25 protein-coding genes are annotated in these 18,953 nt (G+C 40.2%); 7 read left to right on the forward strand and 18 right to left on the reverse strand.

Annotated elements, in window-relative coordinates:
• Window positions 1-90: 90 nt before the first annotated feature.
• The 4 genes from NSQ44_RS18515 to NSQ44_RS18530 form a co-directional block, all read right to left on the reverse strand.
• A complete protein-coding gene (locus NSQ44_RS18515) occupies window positions 91-1,185 on the reverse strand; it encodes a hypothetical protein (RefSeq protein ID WP_340858337.1) in 1,095 nt (364 codons plus the stop codon).
• A 20-nt stretch (window positions 1,186-1,205) separates the two neighbouring features.
• Window positions 1,206-2,168, reverse strand: coding sequence for an ATP-grasp domain-containing protein (locus NSQ44_RS18520; RefSeq protein WP_339193332.1), 963 nt, complete (start codon window positions 2,166-2,168; stop codon window positions 1,206-1,208).
• A gap of 91 nt (window positions 2,169-2,259) precedes the next feature.
• Window positions 2,260-2,463 (reverse strand): hypothetical protein, encoded by a 204-nt coding sequence (locus NSQ44_RS18525; RefSeq protein WP_063388395.1) that lies wholly within the window; start codon window positions 2,461-2,463, stop codon window positions 2,260-2,262.
• 23 nt (window positions 2,464-2,486) lie between these two features.
• The gene (locus NSQ44_RS18530) at window positions 2,487-2,702 is read right to left on the reverse strand and encodes a class IIb bacteriocin, lactobin A/cerein 7B family (RefSeq protein WP_144972630.1); all 216 of its coding nucleotides are present in this window, start codon (window positions 2,700-2,702) and stop codon (window positions 2,487-2,489) included.
• Between the two features lie 254 nt (window positions 2,703-2,956).
• Here NSQ44_RS18530 and NSQ44_RS18535 point away from each other — a divergent pair, with 254 nt between their 5' ends.
• On the forward strand, window positions 2,957-3,097 hold the full coding sequence (locus NSQ44_RS18535; protein WP_012749540.1) for a hypothetical protein: 141 nt from the start codon (window positions 2,957-2,959) through the stop codon (window positions 3,095-3,097).
• A 163-nt stretch (window positions 3,098-3,260) separates the two neighbouring features.
• Here the strand turns inward: NSQ44_RS18535 and NSQ44_RS18540 are convergent, their stop codons facing one another.
• A complete protein-coding gene (locus NSQ44_RS18540) occupies window positions 3,261-3,746 on the reverse strand; it encodes a hypothetical protein (RefSeq protein ID WP_340858338.1) in 486 nt (161 codons plus the stop codon).
• A gap of 52 nt (window positions 3,747-3,798) precedes the next feature.
• On the opposite strand from NSQ44_RS18540, the gene NSQ44_RS18545 reads away from it, so the two are divergent.
• The 3 genes from NSQ44_RS18545 (at window position 3,799) to NSQ44_RS18555 (ending at window position 5,392) form a co-directional block, all read left to right on the forward strand.
• The gene (locus tag NSQ44_RS18545; RefSeq protein WP_340858339.1) at window positions 3,799-4,035 is read left to right on the forward strand and encodes a hypothetical protein; all 237 of its coding nucleotides are present in this window, start codon (window positions 3,799-3,801) and stop codon (window positions 4,033-4,035) included.
• Window positions 4,036-4,268: 233 nt separating this feature from the next.
• Entirely contained in the window at window positions 4,269-4,709 is a 441-nt protein-coding gene (locus NSQ44_RS18550) for a JAB domain-containing protein (RefSeq protein WP_340858340.1), read from the forward strand.
• A gap of 191 nt (window positions 4,710-4,900) precedes the next feature.
• Window positions 4,901-5,392 (forward strand): hypothetical protein, encoded by a 492-nt coding sequence (locus tag NSQ44_RS18555; RefSeq protein ID WP_172418762.1) that lies wholly within the window; start codon window positions 4,901-4,903, stop codon window positions 5,390-5,392.
• A gap of 293 nt (window positions 5,393-5,685) precedes the next feature.
• Here the strand turns inward: NSQ44_RS18555 and NSQ44_RS18560 are convergent, their stop codons facing one another.
• The 3 genes from NSQ44_RS18560 to NSQ44_RS18570 form a co-directional block, all read right to left on the reverse strand.
• The gene (locus tag NSQ44_RS18560) at window positions 5,686-6,660 is read right to left on the reverse strand and encodes a tyrosine-type recombinase/integrase (RefSeq protein ID WP_340858341.1); all 975 of its coding nucleotides are present in this window, start codon (window positions 6,658-6,660) and stop codon (window positions 5,686-5,688) included.
• 183 nt (window positions 6,661-6,843) lie between these two features.
• Window positions 6,844-7,482, reverse strand: a complete 639-nt coding sequence (locus tag NSQ44_RS18565) for a Fic/DOC family protein (protein WP_042385843.1) — start codon at window positions 7,480-7,482, stop codon at window positions 6,844-6,846.
• On the reverse strand, window positions 7,479-7,661 hold the full coding sequence (locus NSQ44_RS18570) for a hypothetical protein (protein ID WP_042385846.1): 183 nt from the start codon (window positions 7,659-7,661) through the stop codon (window positions 7,479-7,481). The genes NSQ44_RS18565 and NSQ44_RS18570 overlap by 4 nt, the downstream gene beginning before the upstream one ends.
• A gap of 237 nt (window positions 7,662-7,898) precedes the next feature.
• Between NSQ44_RS18570 and NSQ44_RS19140 the strand changes: the two genes are divergently transcribed.
• On the forward strand, window positions 7,899-7,982 hold the full coding sequence (locus tag NSQ44_RS19140; RefSeq protein WP_353391810.1) for a putative holin-like toxin: 84 nt from the start codon (window positions 7,899-7,901) through the stop codon (window positions 7,980-7,982).
• Between the two features lie 462 nt (window positions 7,983-8,444).
• Complete coding sequence (locus NSQ44_RS18575) at window positions 8,445-8,873, forward strand: hypothetical protein (RefSeq protein WP_340858342.1); 429 nt, start codon at window positions 8,445-8,447, stop codon at window positions 8,871-8,873.
• An 18-nt stretch (window positions 8,874-8,891) separates the two neighbouring features.
• Here the strand turns inward: NSQ44_RS18575 and NSQ44_RS18580 are convergent, their stop codons facing one another.
• The 10 genes from NSQ44_RS18580 to NSQ44_RS18625 all read right to left on the reverse strand — a co-directional run bounded on the left by NSQ44_RS18580 (window position 8,892) and on the right by NSQ44_RS18625 (window position 17,906).
• Window positions 8,892-10,400 carry a hypothetical protein gene (locus NSQ44_RS18580; protein WP_340858343.1) on the reverse strand — a complete coding sequence of 503 codons (1,509 nt, stop codon included), beginning with the start codon at window positions 10,398-10,400 and terminating at the stop codon, window positions 8,892-8,894.
• Between the two features lie 15 nt (window positions 10,401-10,415).
• Complete coding sequence (locus NSQ44_RS18585; protein ID WP_340858344.1) at window positions 10,416-11,090, reverse strand: hypothetical protein; 675 nt, start codon at window positions 11,088-11,090, stop codon at window positions 10,416-10,418.
• A gap of 21 nt (window positions 11,091-11,111) precedes the next feature.
• Window positions 11,112-12,155 carry a conjugal transfer protein TrbL family protein gene (locus NSQ44_RS18590; protein ID WP_340858345.1) on the reverse strand — a complete coding sequence of 348 codons (1,044 nt, stop codon included), beginning with the start codon at window positions 12,153-12,155 and terminating at the stop codon, window positions 11,112-11,114.
• Complete coding sequence (locus tag NSQ44_RS18595) at window positions 12,148-12,414, reverse strand: hypothetical protein (protein WP_340858346.1); 267 nt, start codon at window positions 12,412-12,414, stop codon at window positions 12,148-12,150. Before NSQ44_RS18595 ends, NSQ44_RS18590 begins: the two co-directional genes overlap by 8 nt.
• Before the next feature lie 20 nt (window positions 12,415-12,434).
• A complete protein-coding gene (locus NSQ44_RS18600) occupies window positions 12,435-12,983 on the reverse strand; it encodes a hypothetical protein (RefSeq protein WP_340790045.1) in 549 nt (182 codons plus the stop codon).
• A complete protein-coding gene (locus NSQ44_RS18605; protein WP_340858347.1) occupies window positions 12,980-14,014 on the reverse strand; it encodes a peptidoglycan DD-metalloendopeptidase family protein in 1,035 nt (344 codons plus the stop codon). Before NSQ44_RS18605 ends, NSQ44_RS18600 begins: the two co-directional genes overlap by 4 nt.
• 9 nt (window positions 14,015-14,023) lie before the next feature.
• Window positions 14,024-15,856, reverse strand: a complete 1,833-nt coding sequence (locus NSQ44_RS18610) for a VirB4 family type IV secretion system protein (protein WP_340858348.1) — start codon at window positions 15,854-15,856, stop codon at window positions 14,024-14,026.
• Between the two features lie 16 nt (window positions 15,857-15,872).
• A complete protein-coding gene (locus NSQ44_RS18615) occupies window positions 15,873-16,919 on the reverse strand; it encodes a hypothetical protein (protein WP_340858349.1) in 1,047 nt (348 codons plus the stop codon).
• Between the two features lie 7 nt (window positions 16,920-16,926).
• A complete protein-coding gene (locus tag NSQ44_RS18620; RefSeq protein ID WP_340790050.1) occupies window positions 16,927-17,151 on the reverse strand; it encodes a hypothetical protein in 225 nt (74 codons plus the stop codon).
• A gap of 119 nt (window positions 17,152-17,270) precedes the next feature.
• Entirely contained in the window at window positions 17,271-17,906 is a 636-nt protein-coding gene (locus NSQ44_RS18625) for a hypothetical protein (RefSeq protein ID WP_340790051.1), read from the reverse strand.
• Between the two features lie 195 nt (window positions 17,907-18,101).
• Between NSQ44_RS18625 and NSQ44_RS18630 the strand changes: the two genes are divergently transcribed.
• A complete protein-coding gene (locus NSQ44_RS18630) occupies window positions 18,102-18,659 on the forward strand; it encodes a MerR family transcriptional regulator (protein WP_340858350.1) in 558 nt (185 codons plus the stop codon).
• Window positions 18,660-18,953: the final 294 nt, after the last annotated feature.

Consider the following 18,953-nt stretch of genomic DNA (forward strand, 5'->3'; position numbering starts at 1 on the left):
AAAATTCCACTCTTGCAATCTTTTCAACAACTCGAGAGCCGTTTATGGCGAATCATTAAGTTATGATTTTCATAAAATGGCGAAAAATCGTTACCGTTCCAGAGCCCGTTCCGCCTTGTCCAGCCGCCTTATATGCTTGATTCCGAGGGAAGTAATGAAAATCAGCTGATAGAAAAGGTTCAGGAATAACAACAACGGCGCAGGCTGTAAAAAGAATAAAAGAACGTCTTCAAACGGCCTTGTGAATATGATAGCTGACCACAAAAAAATGAAATACGTATATAAAATCCAAATAAAGATATGAAAGGCAATCCGCACAAAAGCATAGAAGGAAAGCCAATTAATTTTCAATTTCTTTAGTTGATCTATTGCATTTTTCCACAAATTCGGCTGATTCAATAGATCAACGATCATCCAGTAGCCGTCTCCAGGAAGCAGCGGGAAAATCGCAAACAGCATTCTAAACATATGAACAATAAGAAAGGACCAAATCCATGGTGAAAGCTGTGCAAAGCATAAGCCGATCACTGATGTTAATCCGCATACAATCAAATCTGCCGTAAAGCCCGCGATGTTGATCCGCATGCGCTGCCATTTTGATAGCTTCCAAGCTTCATTGCAAACAATGCTAAATAACGGGACAGGCCCGGACCATTGAACAGAAATGGAAATGTTCCCTGTACGCGGCATTGTTAATAAGTGCCCAAGCTCATGGATGAGGACTGAAAATGTTAAAACTCCGGCGATGATCCATTGACCTTTTAGATCAGTGACGAGAAAAAATGGAGTGTTGATCATGAACAAAACGGTGCTGATGATCGAAATCAAAACAGCACCTGCGGTAATCCAGTTAAACCATTTACGCTCCAGCCAAGGATTGTAATAGGTTATGAGCGGCTTTTGATACGGCTCAAAATCAGATTGTTTTTCTTCAATAAGGGAAAAGGCTGCATCCTTATCGATGCCTAACTTTTCAAGAAATAGTAAAATTTCCTTCTCCGATACTTCCATTTTATCTGCAATAGAAGATATAGGCTCTTTGTTTGCCAACTGCTCCAACAATTTTTTTGAATAGTTATCTATTTGCAATAAAAGTCCATCCGGTCGTTCAATCCAGTACCGATCTTCTTTTATCTTTCCTATTTTGTATACTAACGGTTTTTGAAATGACTGTGAGTAATTCACAAATACTCCCTCTCCAAACGTCAGTTTCTCACTTTCAGTTTATTTTCCTCTTTAAGAATGGCTTGTTTGATCAAGTATGAAGCCAGCTGGGAAACAATTGAAACAGGGGCAACCCGATCGAATCCTTCGAACATTGGGCTTGGATTACATTCAATGCATATAACAGAACCGTCTGGACGTAGTTTTAAATCAATTCCGCTGAAAATAAGCCCTAATGTTTCGCATGCCTCTATACATAACTGAGCGATCTCTGGCGTTATCTCAAAGGGTTTGACTTGATGGGCGCCTTCACGATAATCAATTCCTTCTCCCTCAATGATAAATGATGCGATGACTTTTCTGTCCAGGACAAATACACGTACATCCTGACCTTGTATGTATTCTTGGAATTGCACCGGTGCTGTGCTCAATGCTTCTAATCTTTCAGGTTTTTTATCTTCCTCTGTCAATAGACGGCACAATGCTCCTCCAGCAACGGGTTTATAGATGACATCGCAGTTATGGCTGAATTCCAAAACTTTTTCCGGATTGCTGGTTACTAACGTTTTAGGAACGGGAATACCTGCTCTTCTTAGACACTCGAGGTGATAAGGCTTTGCAAAATGAATGAGCAGTGTATCAACAGGATTGACGATGAGTCTGCCGAAGTAAGAGGAAGATTTTAACCAAGACAGCCAAGCAGCATATCTCTCCCGCTCCGCCGCATATGCCAAAAATCCATTCTCCTTGATTTGTTCCTTTATTTGAGAAGTATCGAATGCAGGAGTAGGAACAAATAATGCTCTCAAAAAGTAAACGTTCGTTTCCGATAAATCACGGTTTTCATAATGGCTGTCTTCACCCCCAAAGCTTAAGGGGTAGGGGACATCCGGCGAATTATCTAAAATGAATGCTTGGGCGCCTTGTCGAACCAATTCCTTTTGTAAATAAAGACAATGCCTTTCAAATTGTGAACCGATAATACCAACAGATACTTCCGCCATTTCGCACCTCCGATGAAATAAATGAGAATTTTCCGAATTTTAGCGCCCCAGAAAACATTCTCTGGGGCGCTTGTCCAACTTTTAACAAAACCTATTTTATAAAACCGCCTTCTTCGCCAAGTGCATATGTGGTAACAATTGGCCCGCCTTCTTCCCCGATAGCTTGAGTTGTATATCCTCCTTCTTCGCCTAAAGCTAACGTTGTGGCATATCCCGGATCCACAATAGGGCTCACAAATAACGGAGAGCTAGATTGCCTTACTTCCAATTCTTCAATAAACAATTTCTTTTTCATTTTTGACCTCCTAGTCTATTAAATTAAAAGTGTCTACCTACCCATCTTCCGACAGCATAACCAGCACCAACGATTGTAGCACCAGCTCCTACATAACCAGCAACTTTAAGGAATCCTGCTCCTACCCCAGCTAGAGCTGGTAAAACTCCTCCGTCAACTTCAATAGATTCATTTAAGTCTAACTCCTGCATATTATTATTTTTTAATACAGATTCTAAGTTTACTACTTTTTGTTCCATTTTCCTCACACTCCTATTTTAAAAATAGTATGTAAGGCGCCTTACAGCTATGGATTATATCATAAAATTTGTAAAAATGTATCATATTTTACATAAAATTAATAATGTATTTGAATATTACAATTATGGATTATATCATTAAATTTGTAAAAATGTAACATATTTTGAAAATAAAATTAATAATGTATTTAAATAGTCGATATCTTATGTTAATGTTATTGTATAAATAATAAAGATTTATGGAGGAATTCAATATGAAAGTATTGGATTTAATTATCGATTTTGTTAACCGTCAGGATACATTTATTAGAATAGGATTTTATGTAGGGGCATCTTTTATTATTTTATTAGCAGGGTATTTAGTAGGAGGATTTATTGCTAGAATAACGGGGTAGGGGAAAGAAAGATGATTTGGGTTGTTGGTTTGATTTTTTTTATTGTTACTGTATTAAGTATTATCTTTTATTTTAAATGGAATGACAAAAAATATCTGATTTTAGGTGGTATTTCTCTTTTTCTAACCTCTTTTGTTATTGGTTATATAAGTAGTTAGTGGAGTTACAGCTGAAGACAGGTTCCCGATAACAGCTCATACTCAAATTGGATTTTGGCGCCAGATGAAACCGAACCTTGATAGTCCTCACCATAGTCGGCCGGAAGTAAAAAACTGGTAGAGTCTAAGATCCGCAGACGGGTGAAACAAGCGCGATACGTCTCGGTGATGGAAGAGAGTGCCGGACGTTGATGCATCAGGAGAGTAAAAAAGACCTCTTTTAAAAACGCCACGGCACGAGGCGTAAACCGCTGATTCAGTCCTTCATTCGAGAGAGAGCAATCATGCCAGAGCGCCAAATCGGCACACAACCGCTGAAGCGACTGACAGGCGAGCGATCCGTCTCCCCAAGCACATAGCGTCAGAAAGGCTTCCGCTGTTAATGAACGCTGCCGCTGAATGAATCCGACTTTCCGTGCCAGACGGGTCAGTTCTTCAGAGGAGAAGAGTTGACGAATCGTTTTTATCCATGCCTTCATCTTTTTTGCCATCAAAAAATAATCCTTTCCAACGATGATTTTCGTTAGAAAGGATACCATGTTTTTGGCGCTGAAAAAAGATCAAATTCTTAACTTGATGGCTATGGGGAATAACCCTGCTAACATAGACATCCCTATTTTCTTTTTTATTTATTCTCCCCATTTTCAGTTACATCGAGTAGAAGTTTGTCTTGGCGCATTTTTAGGCCGTTGCATTAAAAAAATGCAACAGGCTAAAAATGCGTTTTATTTTTTACCTCCTTCCCAAGTACGCTCCTTCCTTTGCCTCACCCCATTATAATTTTTGCTTGTTAGGCGCGTAAAGGGTCTGCGCTCTTCGGACGGCTTGGGGAAGCCAAGTCGGCTAACCAAGCCTAAGAAGCATCGCTTTTAAGGCTTGCTAAGTCATTGGGCTTCCCACAAGCCGTCAACGAATCGCTTGATACTTCGTATGCTCCACTTCGTTCCGCACCCTTCTACCCACCTTCGCGCAAAAATTCCCCCACCGGCAAACAAAGAAAGGAGTGTTCAACCATGGAAAAAATCTACGAAATCCAACGCATCAAACAAATCGTTCAGGAGGTGGAAGAGCGATACAAAATCCGTTGTCCGGAGGATGCAGCAAAAGTGGCAGCACACTTCATCGGCGACGACGACAGAGAAGTGTTCTTCGTTATGTGCCTCAATACCAAAAACGAAGTCGTTGCCGTTCATCGCTGCCATATCGGTTCTCTCAACGCATCCATCGTTCACCCAAGAGAAGTCTTTAAGGCAGCAATCCTCAATAACTCAGCTAGCATCATCGTCGCACATCAGCATCCAAGTGGTGACGTAACTCCATCGAGAGAGGATGTTGAAATGACGAAACGGCTAGCAGAATCCGGAAGGATACTAGGGATTGAAGTTCTCGATCACCTAGTCATCAACTACAAAGCAGAATACACTTCCCTCAAAGAAAGAGGGTTCTTTTCCTGAAGGAAGGTTTTCCTCCTTCCTTCTTCTTTTTCTTTCTTTCCCTTTCTCCATTTTTGAATAGCATCGAGCTTTTCAAAAATGGGCTGTTTTAAAGCGTTGCAATAAAACAGCCATTTATTTTAGGGAAAATGTTGTGATATACAACATTTTATGCTATTATTGTAGTAACTTACAACAAAGAGGTGGATTAAATGAAAAATACTACACAAAAGATCATCAATCAATTTCCTCAATTAAAACCTTTACTGGATGAATCCAATAAAGAAGTATTGAAAACTTCCTCAACATTAAGTGAGTTAGAAAAGACATTTTTGCAATTAGCTCGATTCTTTGAAAAACCGAATGAGGAAGCATTCTCGCTCCAATTACTATATCAGCACCTTGAAGATGAATGGCTGGAATTTGCGTTGCAACTAATCGCGGAATTCTTCAAGAACGAAACGCATTTAATCAAAAACCCTAACTTCTCGATCATTAAAGACTCCCAGGACTACTACACCCAAAGTGATTTTGCGCGCTATCTAGAGGATAAAGGAATTCATTTCCCCCAAAACAAGATTGCTGTCTATCGCAAAAGAGGAAAGTTTCCAAAGGAAGACTTAGTAGTAGCCGGAACGCCATACTGGTCAAAATATACCGTTGAAAGCTTTGCCAAGCATTTATTGGAGCAACAGAAGAAATGATCAGGGAAAAAATATAGCAAAATTTTGATTGAACAAAAGGGGATACGTTTTAAAAAGCCATAAATGCCCTATAGAGACGCTTTTTCTCTTCCGTATATAAAACCATTACTTTGCAATTGAAGACGCGTTATACGCCAATCTGAGAAGCCGTTTTTTAAAGGGGGGCTGAAAAATTCAGGATACCTCCCCTTTTCGTATTCTGTGAAAGTATCACTCACAAGTCCACTACAAAACCATGAAAACAGAGGGCCAATGCCCTCTAGATGACGAAATACAAATCATTCACTTTTCCTTTATCTTTCATCTTCACCCTTATGTTTTTTGTTTTCTGTTTGTCGATAACGGCCTGAAGATAAAGACTCAACAGCGATTTTCATTTCCTTATCGCTTGTGGCCACGTACCTCCTGGTCGTATCTAAATCACTGTGACCCGCAAGATCGGCAACATAAGTAATAGGAAAACCTTTTTCAATAAGATCATGGCAAAAAGTGTGTCGTAGCACATGCGGTGTAAGTTCTTCAATTTTTAAGTCATGTCGAATCTTATTAAATAAGTTATTCACGCCAGATATGGTTAGATTGCCGCCTTTCTGAGAGACAAAGACTTTATTTGTATTCGTTTCTTTGGTGTTCCTTTCGCTTATCCATAGACTTAGGGCATGTTTTAGATCGCTGTTCATGGGAATACGTCTAGCCTTCCCACCTTTACCATCACGTATATTGATATAACCATTTGCGAAATCAATATCCTCTAATTCCAGCTCTACAACCTCACTGACCCTCATTCCAGCGTGAAGCATACAGTAGATGATTGCTTGATTTCTCGCATAGCGCCACGGATTTTTTTTTTGCTTTTCCTTATCGTCAATGTAATGCAAAAGTTTATTTTTCTCAACACGTTCAAGCCAACGCGGTGATAATGGTGTTTGTTGTTTTTGTACTGAAAGAGAAGAAGCCGGATTATCTTTAATAATACCGGTATCATAAAGATACCGGAAATAAGCCTTCAGGCTCTCAATTTTGTTGTTAACGGTAGAAATCGTGAGTTTTTTCCTTTCCCCTGTTTTTGGATTTTCAATACGCGCAATATTTATTAAATAGTTCTTCCAGTCCTGGAGATCGATAGCAGACACATTTTTGGGATCGAAGGGAACTCCACCCGTCATTCCTTCGTACCATTGTTGAAATTCTTTTAGTACGGTTTTATAGCGACGGATGGTATGTTCACTTTTTCCTTGTTGCTGTAACCAATGAATGTATTTTTCCAATTTCCCTTCTCTCCTTTTGTAATTAATTACCAGATATTCAAAATCTAAAAATTGTGATAATCTATTAGCGGCGGTTTCCTGGCAGGAGTTCGGCATAACGCCGATCTCTAATTTTCCGTTTGAGCGCTCTTAATAATCCAGGAGCCGCCTTCTTCATCTCCATATACCCACATTCATCTTTACCTACCTTTCTATCCCTCTTGCATTCTCAAATAACCTCATTAACTGTCTATCAGGCTCTCTGTTCACAATTGCTTTCTTTAATACATTAACTAAAGGCTGAATGTCAGTAATGGATCGTATTGAAGCACTTAATAATTCTTCACGATCAATTCGGCTCCATTCAAGAGAATATCCATTTTTAAGCGCTAAGGAACGAATAAACTCACGTTGTGTTCTTCCGTTTCCTTCTCGGAAAGGATGCAATACGTTAATCTCGGCCAAATAGTATGCTGCACGTTCGGAAAATTTTTCGAAGTCGTAACCCTTCAAATGCTTTTCATTGGCTAATTCCTTAAACAGCTGTTTCGCCGATTCCTCAATAAACTGTGCATTAGCAAAAGAAAAACCGCCTTTCGCAATGTTTTCATCCCTAATCTTTCCGGCAAAAGGATAAATGTCGCTAAAAAGAAATTTGTGTATTGCTTGTAAGTGTTTTAAATCAAACTTTCCATAAATCGGTTTTAGATATAGCTTTGCCAATCGTTCACCTGTAATAATACGCTCTAATGTTTCGAGTTTTTTAGGATCACGAATATTGAAATTATTGATCAATACTTCGGTCCCTGGATACCAGTATTTTGATTGCTTTGATTGCATCATTGGTTTTCAGCCAACTCTCTTGCTTTTTTTAGAAAGGTTGCTCGGCTAATATCTCCACTCAATGCAGCTTTAATTAGTTTTTCTTCTTCTTCAGTTATTTGCAAACCTTCAAAACTCAACGACGCTTTTACCTCCGGCAAAATTCCTTCAATTTTTTGGTTCATTGTATTCTTTTTCATAACAATCTCTCTCCTTTTAAAAAAATAGCCGAATTATCTTTCGTTTTTCTATTATATATTCTACCGAATTATCTCTCGTTTTTCAATGATTTCTAATAAAAAAACAGAAGATAATTCTTATTATCTTCTGTTTTCAGTAGATGCAAATATATGGTATAATAGAAAGGCAATAGAACGGAAGAACTCAAGGGTGGGTCGGCATTGTACCCCTTCATATGAAGAAAGGGGGTGATGCCGATGACGGTATTTGAAGCGTTAATGTTTGCGATTGCTTTCGCAAGTCTCATCGTTTCAATACTGTCTTTCAACCAAAAGAAATAATCCACCCTTGAGTTAACGGCCGGTCGGGTGGATTATTTCCTCTCCGCTGCCGATCCCCCTTGTAGGGAACCGTTCTATTGCGAAGGACCGAGGGTGTTGCTGCACCGTCGGTCTTATTTTTATTTATATGGAGCTTCTATATATATTATACATGTTTGAATGATGAATGTATAGGTCTATTCGCTCAAAGGTGACTTCGCCAAACTAAAAATCAAAAATGTTGTAACTTACAACAATAGATGTTATAATAATTGTAGTAAGTTACAACAATATAGAGAGGGAGTCAGTATAAAATTAGTGAAAATCCAATTTTATGTAGAAAGGAGAGAAGGCGATTCCTCTCCAACTTTCGCTAACGCTTAGAAGTTGGAGTCTCCTCGCCAAGTTGTGATGAAAACTTGCCCGTACTGTGGAAGTGGGGTACAAAATCACCAACATCGTTATTATTGCGGCTTTTGCAAAATGAAGCTTGATCGAAACGAAGTTCAGGAGAACGGGAAAAGAAAAAATCTCCTTCCTCAACAGCACCCGACGATCGAAGACGCTAAAAAACCCACTCCTGAACTGATGAAACTCTCCACTGTCGAATTGCTTTACCTTCTTAAATTAGCTCGAAAAGAACGATCAGATACGTATAACAACCGGTACATTTTCATTCAGGCGATGAAGCAAGGAGCGAAGGAATTTTCCGATGTAGAACAATACACGTATAAGGAGTATGAGTACTGGACGAGAAAATGCTTTGTCATCGAAAACATCCTTCGCGAACGAATCGGATTCATCCCTAAGAAAATCAATAAAGAGTTTATTCAAAATATGATACAACGGATGCAGCAACCCGTGAAAGACATGAACATCCAGCCTCCCAAAGAAGTGGAGAGGGTGAAATGATCGCCCCTCTCCACTTTTTTAGATGTTGTTGATCGCTGCTTCCAGCTGCTTAATCTGTTCATTCAGTTTTTTCACTTGTTCATCACGTTTTTTCACGTCTTTTTCATTTTTTTGCACCTGTTGCACCTGCATTTTCAAATTCTCGACTTGTTTTTTCTTCATCTCGAAATCCTGGACTTTCTGGCTCAGTTCAGGAGATTCCGCAACCAATTTTTTAGCTTCATCCATTCTTCCCAAATGAAGATATGCGCTTAATAATTGGTTTTCCCGTCTGTCGGTCATTTTCACTTTGTCTTTTAATCGGACTACATCTTCCCATTTCTTATCTAAAAAAGCGACCTCATAATTAACAACTGGATTATCAATTTTACTTTGCAGTGTTCTTAAATCGTCGTACTTTTGATTACTGATTAAGTCGTTCACGACTTCTTCCGCATATTCCGGCTTCAGCTTAATGGCTTTTTCGGGCTGTCCTGTCTCTTCATATAAACTCAACATCACTTTTTGGTCTTTCTTGCTCAGATTATCAAATCCCAATCGCTCCAATTGATCTAACGCTTTTTGTTTGTCTCCCGTAATTGCCTGCCGGTAAATACCGATAAGCTCACTAGATGGAATGACTTCTGTCTGTTCTTGTTTAGCTTTTGCTTCTTCAGGTTTGGAAAAATCAAATACCCCTGTTGAGTTTCCAATGAGAATGACAAAAGCGAGTGCCGAAGCAGAAAGATACACGTATTTATTATCCCAAATCGACTTTTTCTTTTCATATGGTGCCGAAAGATTCGATTTTTTCTTGGAGATACGCCAGACTGGCTGTTCAACAGTAGCAGCCGTTTCTTTTTTCGTGTTCCATTTTTTCTTAAAGGCCTCAAAGACGCTTGGTTTCGGCTGTTCTTTTTTCTCCTGTTCTAACTGACGTTCAATTTCCAAAATCGTCTCTTCTATAACTCTCCCGATTTCACTAACAGATTTTCCGTGTAAAATGTTTTCCGCAAAACGGATGACGATCTCCCGTTGATCGATGAAATCAATTCGTCTTGGTTTCCCCAACACACGATGAAGCGTCGTCAAAGCCAGGATAATCGTTTCTTTTAGTCCGTCCACTACATCTTGCGATACATGAATCGGGTGTTTATCGAACCCAAAGAGGAACGTTTTAATTTTTCCGTCCGTCAAGTCCACAAGAAGGCTATTTTTATCCCATAAAATCGGCGTCTGTTCAATATTTTTCGCCAGTTCGACTAACGAACGAAGATAGTATAACTGTTCCTCAAACGGGAACTGCCGAATATAATGAAAAGCTTTCATTTCCTCTAACTGGAACGTGAAACAGAAGCGATTTCGTACTACTTCGAGGTTGCTCGCAAAGAGATAGTAAGGGGAATCCATTAATTCTTTTCCTTTTTTTCTGTAAGATTCCTCTAATTCTCCTAAATCACTGGCTTCCGTATAGGCGATAGGGATAAAATACCGAAGCTCATTATTTTGTACCTCAACTTCGCCATATTTGTTCAGAGGAAATTGCATAAGTATCACCTCTCTTTATTGGATGTTCAGTTCTTCTTTTACTTCTTGCTGGATTTCTTTCCGATTATATTCATCGTAATAAGCGTCCTCATCTTTTTTCTCCAAGTCTACGCTGTTCAACATTGGCGCGTCCAAAATATAAATTTCTCCGTCTGTTGTTTTAACGAAGCGAATAAACGACTCTAACTCCACATCTTTTGAGGACGTATCAGACTTAACAGTATATTTAATTGGTAATCTTAACTCATGAACATCAATGTATTTATAGTAAATTTCTTCAAATTCATCGCCTAACTGGAAACGATCTCGTCGAAGGATTAATTTGCTGTCTTCTTTCGTACGTTCAACAAATGATGTATATTGCGGGTTTGCAAAAGCAGATTCTGAGTGGATTAATTTTTGTTTACGAGCTTTTTGGCTCAACTCTTTATGAACTTTATTGTTATCTTCATCGCTAAAAATAGAACGCCCGTGAAACTCAGTGAGAAGAACAACAAATTTTTCAGCTTTTTCCTTTGCGATCTGACGATCTTTTCGAGTAAAGACGCTTTTTGCTTTTTCTTTCGAATTGTCTTCTTTCGCCTTTGTTTTTTCCTCTACCTTCGTACTTTGTACTTCTTTTTGATCGTTCTGACATCCAAACAGGAACATCAATGAAACAGCCGTGCCGATTATCATCCATTTTTTCATGTCTATCATCCTCCTTAGCGTCTAGCGTCTCATGGCTACTCTGGCGATGGTTTTCGCTCCTGACATTACAGAACGTGCTGAACCGGTGCTGAATCCCCATTGACCTAAAAGGGATGGCAACGTCACAGCAAGAATGAAAAAGGCGGTTCCGATAAACAAATTCGTTGTGTCACCGAAATACTGCGGTCTCTCAAAAAAGCGTTGCAGCCCAATGGCTGTCGCAATCAACTGCAAGGCCAGCGTGAGAAACGCGCTGATGAATTGTTTGAGCCAGAAATCAAAGAAGTTAAAAGTATCATTGACTTTCGTCACGATGGCGATTGGACCGACAATATACAAAATCGCAACGAGAGCGATTCGATAGAAAAACTGTAGCGCTAGAACCACCAGAATGATTCCGATGACTAAAACAGCGATGAAAGCAAATACCCCAGGAGAAAGCAATATATTGGAGATCATATTTGCTACCATATCCTGAGTTTGAATTGTATCGATAATTTCGGTCATAAGTTTTTCTTGAAAGTTCAAAATCCAATGAACGATGGATTCGTACAAGAACAAGAACACACAGATCACGAAGATACTTACGAGCTTTTCGTTCATGACAATCGGTCCGTCATCTGCTTCCGCCATGCGAAGGCTCATGATTTTTGTCATGCTAAATACGATAAAAATCGCCAATACCGTTTTTGACAACGTGAACAATCCGTCCTGGTATCTTTCATACAACGGATTCTGGATGATGTCTGTTGGAGAAATGATCGTCTTTTTCATGATTTCTTTAATGAATTCCAACGCTGAAACTCCCGTTTCAAAGATAAATTTATAGATATGGCAAGTAACCTGAAATTTTCCGCACTCAATCGTTTGACTGTTTTGATCGTAGTTTTTCAGAATCTCGATATAAGCACTTGACGATCTATTCTCGTCATCTGAGTTTTCCGGTTCTTCAAAGAACATTTTGTTTTTTTCATAAAAATCTCCTGTTTTCGCCAAACTTGACGTTGGAAAGATCACCAAGGACAACAGAAACGCAACGACTAGGACTCGAACAAATTTAGCCAAAGATTCTCCCCCCGATCTCTAGCAAAAGTAAAATGACGATAAATAAGAGAACTGTCCACCCTACCGTCAATCGATATTGATACTCCCGAATTTCTTCTTCCGTCATTTCTGTGCGATACGTGAGGAAAAACTCTCTTTTCTTTCGCTCCACCGGTTTTTCATACAGCTTAAGTACAAAAGAGAAAAAACGATCATAGATAGCGAGTATTTTTTGCGTGATCTCGTATATCTGTCTACGCCGTTCCGGCGTCAGTTTCACTTTTCCTCTCCCCCTTTTCTTTAATTTGCTTGACCAGCTTTCTGCAGCGCTTCTTCGGCTTGTTTCCGTAACATTTCATCCCGGCTGTCTTCAAGCAAAGCCATATCTATATGATCGACTTTCCATTCTCCGGAGTCTTTCACCCAATGAGAGTTGACCGTTAATGTATGAATGTAGTCATCCCCGTATTTATTAGGATCTCCTGTTTCATATCGGACCTGTACGATGGCATACGATTCCGCCTCATCATCTTTATTTTTCTGCTTTTTTGTGAACAGCTGATGAATTTTAAATTCGTTTATTTTCGCCATGTTTTTTTCTGTTGGTTCTCCATACTCTTTCAGGCCAGCTTCATATCGCGCCAGTTGTTCTCCGGTCAGATACTTTTTATGTTTCCCATAAACCAACGCTTCGATAAAATCCTCTGATCGTTGATTCAGCTTTTCGATATCTTGATACTTCTCAATCTTTTCCTTTGCTTCCTGAAGGTCCGTATACAAGAGGAAGCTAAAGCTTCCTGCAATCAATAGAAGAACGATTAACACAAGGTTAGTAACGGTGATTCTCATTCATCTTCCTCCTTCTTTGCTGGCTGGAAGTACGTCATTGGGTCTACTCTTTTACCATAGATGCCGTCTAGCTGAACCTCAAAATGCAAGTGGTATCCCGTTGAGGAACCGGTTGTTCCGCAAGTACCGATCTTCTGTCCTTTCTGCACCGTGTCTCCTACGTCTACATCCACATGTTCCATGTGGCCGTACAAGGTGAATATATCGCCGTGGCTGATAATGACATGGTGTCCGTATCCGCCACCATATCCGGACTTCACGGACACTACAATTTGCCCCCCGTCAGCTGCATAAATTGCATCACCTCGCGAACAAGCGAAGTCTGTTCCCTTGTGGAATTCCGTTCCGCCTCCGAACGGATCACTCCGATATCCAAAATTGGACGTGATACTCATCGAACCGGTAGGCAGCGCGAATTCTCCTGTCCCCATGACTTCGCAGTTCATCGAGAGGCCGCCTAGTTCATTTGCGATATTGGTGACTACTGGCACCCAATTCGCGTTTAAGTTCGAGGGGTCATTATTCGCTCCAATTGGAGCGTACTTTGCCCCAATCTGTTGAATCGTTACTAATCCTTGAGATATATACACTCGATAGAGGTTTCCTGCCATAAAATCGATGCCGTCTTCCAGACTATCAAATACTTTCAGCTTTCCAGTGTTCGGGTCCATAATGCCACCAGGATTGTTTTTGTTTTTCACGGCAGGGGATGTTCCGTATCCTGTTTCATGCAACGCAATGGCGATAAGTAGCACGGGATCAATGCCGTATTTTTCAGCTGCGTTCATAAATACTTCTTTTTTTCCAGTGAATACTCCGGCGTTAGATAGTACTTCTTCAATCCTTGCTTCATCCACTTTTCCCTTCGTACACATTGCTACTCCGCCTGAGATATTGGAGAAGCTCTCTTCTTCCCCGAAAATAGCGTTACTGATGGCACCAATGAGTACGACGATAAACAGAACTCCAGCCCCGATCCAAATCAACGGACTTGCTTTCCAAAGAAGTAGAGAGCGTATGACATCTTTCATACGATCAACTCACTTCCGTTCAAACCATAGTTGTTTTTCAACATCCGTTAGCTGCACTTCCAATTTGATTTTTTTCGAGCCGACAAAATAGATGCCCTTACCTGCTTGTTCGTCTTTTCGCCCCTCAACGACCGTTAATGTCGTTCGTTCCTCTTCAGAAAATTGATGTCCAAGTTCTTTCTCCAAGAAGTTGATTTCTACTTCTTGCATCGGGAGATATAAACGTTGAATAGCTTGTGAAATGACAGCTTCCCCATAGTTTCGTTTATCGTCTTTCGCGGACAGAAAGTCTTTAATCGACTGGGTAGCAGGAGTTACACCGCAATTAAACGACCGCAATACTTTCATCATGAAATACACATATTCCATCGCCAGAGGCACTTTTGGGTCAGCGATGATATGCGCCTCGTCAATATACACTTGTGTTGGATGCCGGTCACCGTTCAAGATGTCATAGTTGATATGAGATAATAAATTGAAGTACACTACTCGTTGTGCTTTTTCCCGGTTTTGGAGGTCAAAAATATCATAAGCAACAAGTGGATTCGACACATCCACGTTGGTATGCCCATTGAACACTTTGGCAAACATGCCTTTCGCATAAGCGTGCAACGTGGTATGGAAGTCCCTTACGTGCTCATACTCTTCAGGGGTTGTTTCCTTGATTTCTTCAAGAAAATGATAGAAGTCTTCCATGATCGGAACGTCCGTTACTGCTAATGCGTTTACGTCTGTTTCTTCCGTGATGCCAAACTTGGCGTACAGCTCAATTAATAACTTCGACAAGACATCTTCCTGCAAATCTGTCATCTGCGGATACATGAGGCGGAACATCGTCAACAAGGTGCTGATTTTAGCGATCAGTGGATTTCCTTCTTCTGTTCCATGTTGATTTTTCGGGATATCAAATGGATTGATGATGTTCCCGCCTTTTAGGCTGATTTTCACCCACTCACCGCCAAGTGTACGAAATACCTCCCCGAATTCTCCTTTCGGGTCGATCACAATGATTCTTCGTCCTAACATGTACTTCCGCATCATATCTTGAAAAATGTAAGTGGATTTCCCAGAACCGGAAATCCCAATGACAAATTCATGGCGGTTTAACAATAAATCATCGTCTACGATTACCACATTTCCGGTTGTCATGTTTCTTCCCTTGATGATGCCTTTCTCGTCGAAAATCTCATTTTCATGAAACGGAAAGAAATAAGAAACGGCTTCCGCATTCATCGGGCGATATGTAAAGTCATATACTTTGTTTTTGCCGATTGGCAAGAAGCTGTCAAAAGCGTCTTTCATTCTTGTTGTTGGGGTTAATGTCTTAGCAAACGGGCCAACAATGGCCTTGACTTGTTGAGTTAGTGCATCTAATTCTTTGAGGTTGCTTGCGACGATGTGAATTAACATTTGGAACATGAACATTTTTTCGTTCTTGAAACTCAGCTGATGAAGCAACATTCTAGCACTGTCGATCTGCGCTTGTGCTTCGGCTTTTCCTGCATCATTGACATATTTGGAATATAGTTTCTGACTGTTTTGCTTAATGCTTTCTGATAGATGTCTCCGCACTTCTGAAGAATCATACTCCATGATGTATTGAATGACGCTGATGTTATCGCTCAAGTCATTCAAGCGTTGAATGTATTCCTGCACAATAATGGATGAATACTCTACAACAACAAGTGTTCGGGTATAGTTCGTACCCGAACGGACATAACTCTCTTTTTCTTCGATACTGTCAGGAGAAAGCAAATTCAAAATATGTTCATTAGCGTTGTAATACGATTCCTCCAAACTCTCTTCTTTCTTTTTTCGGAAAAAAGGAAGTGTAAGTCTCATCGTCCTTCCCCCTGGCTTAAATGATTTTCTCCGTTATTTCTTTCTCCCATCTCTTTTTCATCTCGATATATGTCTCTTTTCCCAGCGTGATTGGGAATGTACTTGTTTTGATTTCCGCATTGACTTGTGCATTTTCGTAGTCAACGCAGGTGTAGATGAGATGGAATAACTCTTCGTTGTTTAAGATTTCTGCTTTCAGCTGAAAGCGACCGCCGAGCATATTCTCGATTTGAGAAACAAGGATTTTTGCCTGTCGATCAAGTTCCTCCAAGACACTGTCTCTGTTCTGCACCGTGAATGGTTTGGAAATAATGACATAACGGTTTCGGGACACCATGTTCTTGGATTTTTGGATGTTGTCAACGAAATTGAGATATCCCGCCGACAACAACTTTTTTGATATATCTCCTTCTTGGGATGTCTTCTCTTGGATGAACATGAAGTAGTTTTTTAGGTTGACTGGTTGTGCGATTTGGCTGATTTGGAGCGTCAGATTTTTTGGAAGGTCGTTGAGGAACGTTTCGTATGCTTGAAAAATCATGCGTTTCTCTTTGTTATTTAGCAACGAAAGATTAATGCTCGACACTTTAATCACTTTAACTAATCGTTTGTCCGTTGTTTCGTAGCAGTCGGAATAAATGTTAGAAATGCCAAGCTGTTCACGAACATCTTTTTCCTTCTTCTTTCCCATCAGATCACCCTTTGTGTAAACAAACAGTTTTTGACGGTTGTTGTACTTGATTCGCCAAACAATCCGGTGTTCGAAGAACGAAATGTTCTTCCGATCGGGATGTTGAATCGTCAGCAACAGCAAGAACGTCGCCCATGGCGCGAGGCAGACAATCACGTTCTGCGAATTAATGCCGATTCCCGTTCGATGGATGATATACAGTGCCACAATGCCAGCAATCAATAACGGAAGGGAGATCAGCACGTCTCGATAACGAATGAAAGAGAGTAAATACTTTCGTGTATCGACGTTTAAGGGCAACTCCACTTTACCCTCTTCTCGCAACTGTTCCTTTCGTTCAGCGATCGACTGTGTTTCGTATGCCAAATTCATTCACCCCTTAGAGGTTGTTTTGGAAGTAGTAAACAATCGGGCGGGCAAGCAAGAACACAATCAACCCAGAGATACACAAAAACAACCCCCGTTTGAACTTTGCTTGATTTTCTTCTCCACCAAATGCCGCCAATAGGCCACAAACAAGAATCCCAATGGCGAACAAAGTGATAAATGTAGACGTAATGTCTCCAAACAAAGAATTCAATAGCCCTCGAAGTTGGTCAAACACAATAATTCCTCTCCTTTCCAAATATGGATTATTTTTTATTTTGATTATATGGAAATTATATCATAATCAAGAAAAAATGTAAATAAAAATAGCGAATTTTCTCGCTATTTTTGTAAATTTCACAAATTGAAATCCTCACAGATTTGCAAAGCGACTAAATGTAGATAAAATTGCCTAGTCACGTTGATGTCACTACTTTTTTTATCTAGCATTTTTCTGGCGAGCGCATTCATGTTTAGATGCAGATATTCTCGTTTCTTTATTTGGAACGGGCGTATCTGCACATTCTTAGCCAAGAGATAATACGAAAACAAGAAACTCATTGCAATAGAGTTAGATTTGCAAAAATCAGTTATTTTTTTTTTAAGCTCCTCGTCCATATTGGTGTTGATATAGTCACGACTTAAATCGTTGTTTTTGGCTTCTGCTAGATCTTCGGAAGAGTCTAGGAGAAACTTTTCACTGTTTTTTTGGAAATAATCAGAAATCAAACATCCAAAAAAAGTTCTTTTTGATAAACCAAAACGATCAATTTGTTCAATTTTTCGCGCCATTTCCTCCGTCAAAAAAATCGTCGTCTGGGAATCAAGATTGATCTTTTCTCTCAACGCTTCCAGTTGCTCGAAACTATATCCTTTTTGCAGAACTTCTGCCAAGGCAAACGCGATAACGTTCCTCTTGCTTGTTCCCATTTGTTCGGCAATCTTCCGAATTAACTCATTGATTTCGCGATTGATGGAGATCGTCAATCTCATACCAATATACCCAACCCTTCGCCTTGAATTTTGACTAACTTTAAGTCCAAAGTTAATCTAAGTATATCAGTTTCCAAATGCATATACAATATTTACCTGTTTAATAGCGTACGAGATCGCATAAAAATCGCTACATAACGCGCCCAAACCATTGTATAATAAGGAAAAACTATGAAGAAGGTAGCTGATAGCGCTATGTCAGACAAAATCGCGTTTTATTCGAAAGACGTGTCGGATAATTTGGAGATTGCCTCGTCAACTTTACGGAAATGGAGCGCCATGCTCGAAGACGCCGGGTACCCGTTTAAGAAGAACGACAAAGGACAGCGTCTCTATTACGAAAAAGATATCGTCGCCCTACGACATTTAAAACGACTCACACAAGACGAAGGAATGTCGCTTGAAAACGCGGTAAACGAAGTCGTTAAGCGTGTCAAGGAAACGGAGGAAATCGCTCAAGAGCTAGACGTACCTAGCGATATGACGCGCTATGACGACAAGCTAGATCAACTAATCGAGCGAATCGAGCGCTTGGAAATGGTGAATCGTCAATTGATTGAAAAGCTCAACGAGCAGCAACGCTACATCAACCAACGACTGGAAGAACGCGACCGAAAACTCATGGAATCTATTCGCGCCATTCAAGAACAGAAGCAGGCCGCGTTGGAGACAGCTGCGACAACGGAGGACAAGACAACGGAGGACAAGGGGACAAAAAAACGGGGATGGCTGTCGAGAATTTTTGGAAAATAGACCTTGTCGCGACTCGAAGATTAGTAGTACAATAGAGACAACATAATAGAACGGGACAAAATAGAAGAGCTTTCGAAGCGCGTTGTAGTCGGATTGGGGGTCCGCTACAACCGTCTGCCGTACTCACCCTACGGCAAACACCTGCTCGAAAGCTCTTGTGTTAACATATTTATGCCTTGTCTTCATTTTAATGCATAAATGTGTTTAACGCAAGAGCGAAACGCCTGGAAATTTTCGTTTTTCCTCCGATGAGAGCGTGTTTGCCTACGTATAAACGTACGGCGGCACGCTCTT

Origin of the sequence: Aeribacillus sp. FSL M8-0254, assembly GCF_038008845.1 — a bacterium.
GTDB classification, from domain to species: domain Bacteria; phylum Bacillota; class Bacilli; order Bacillales; family Aeribacillaceae; genus Aeribacillus; species Aeribacillus composti.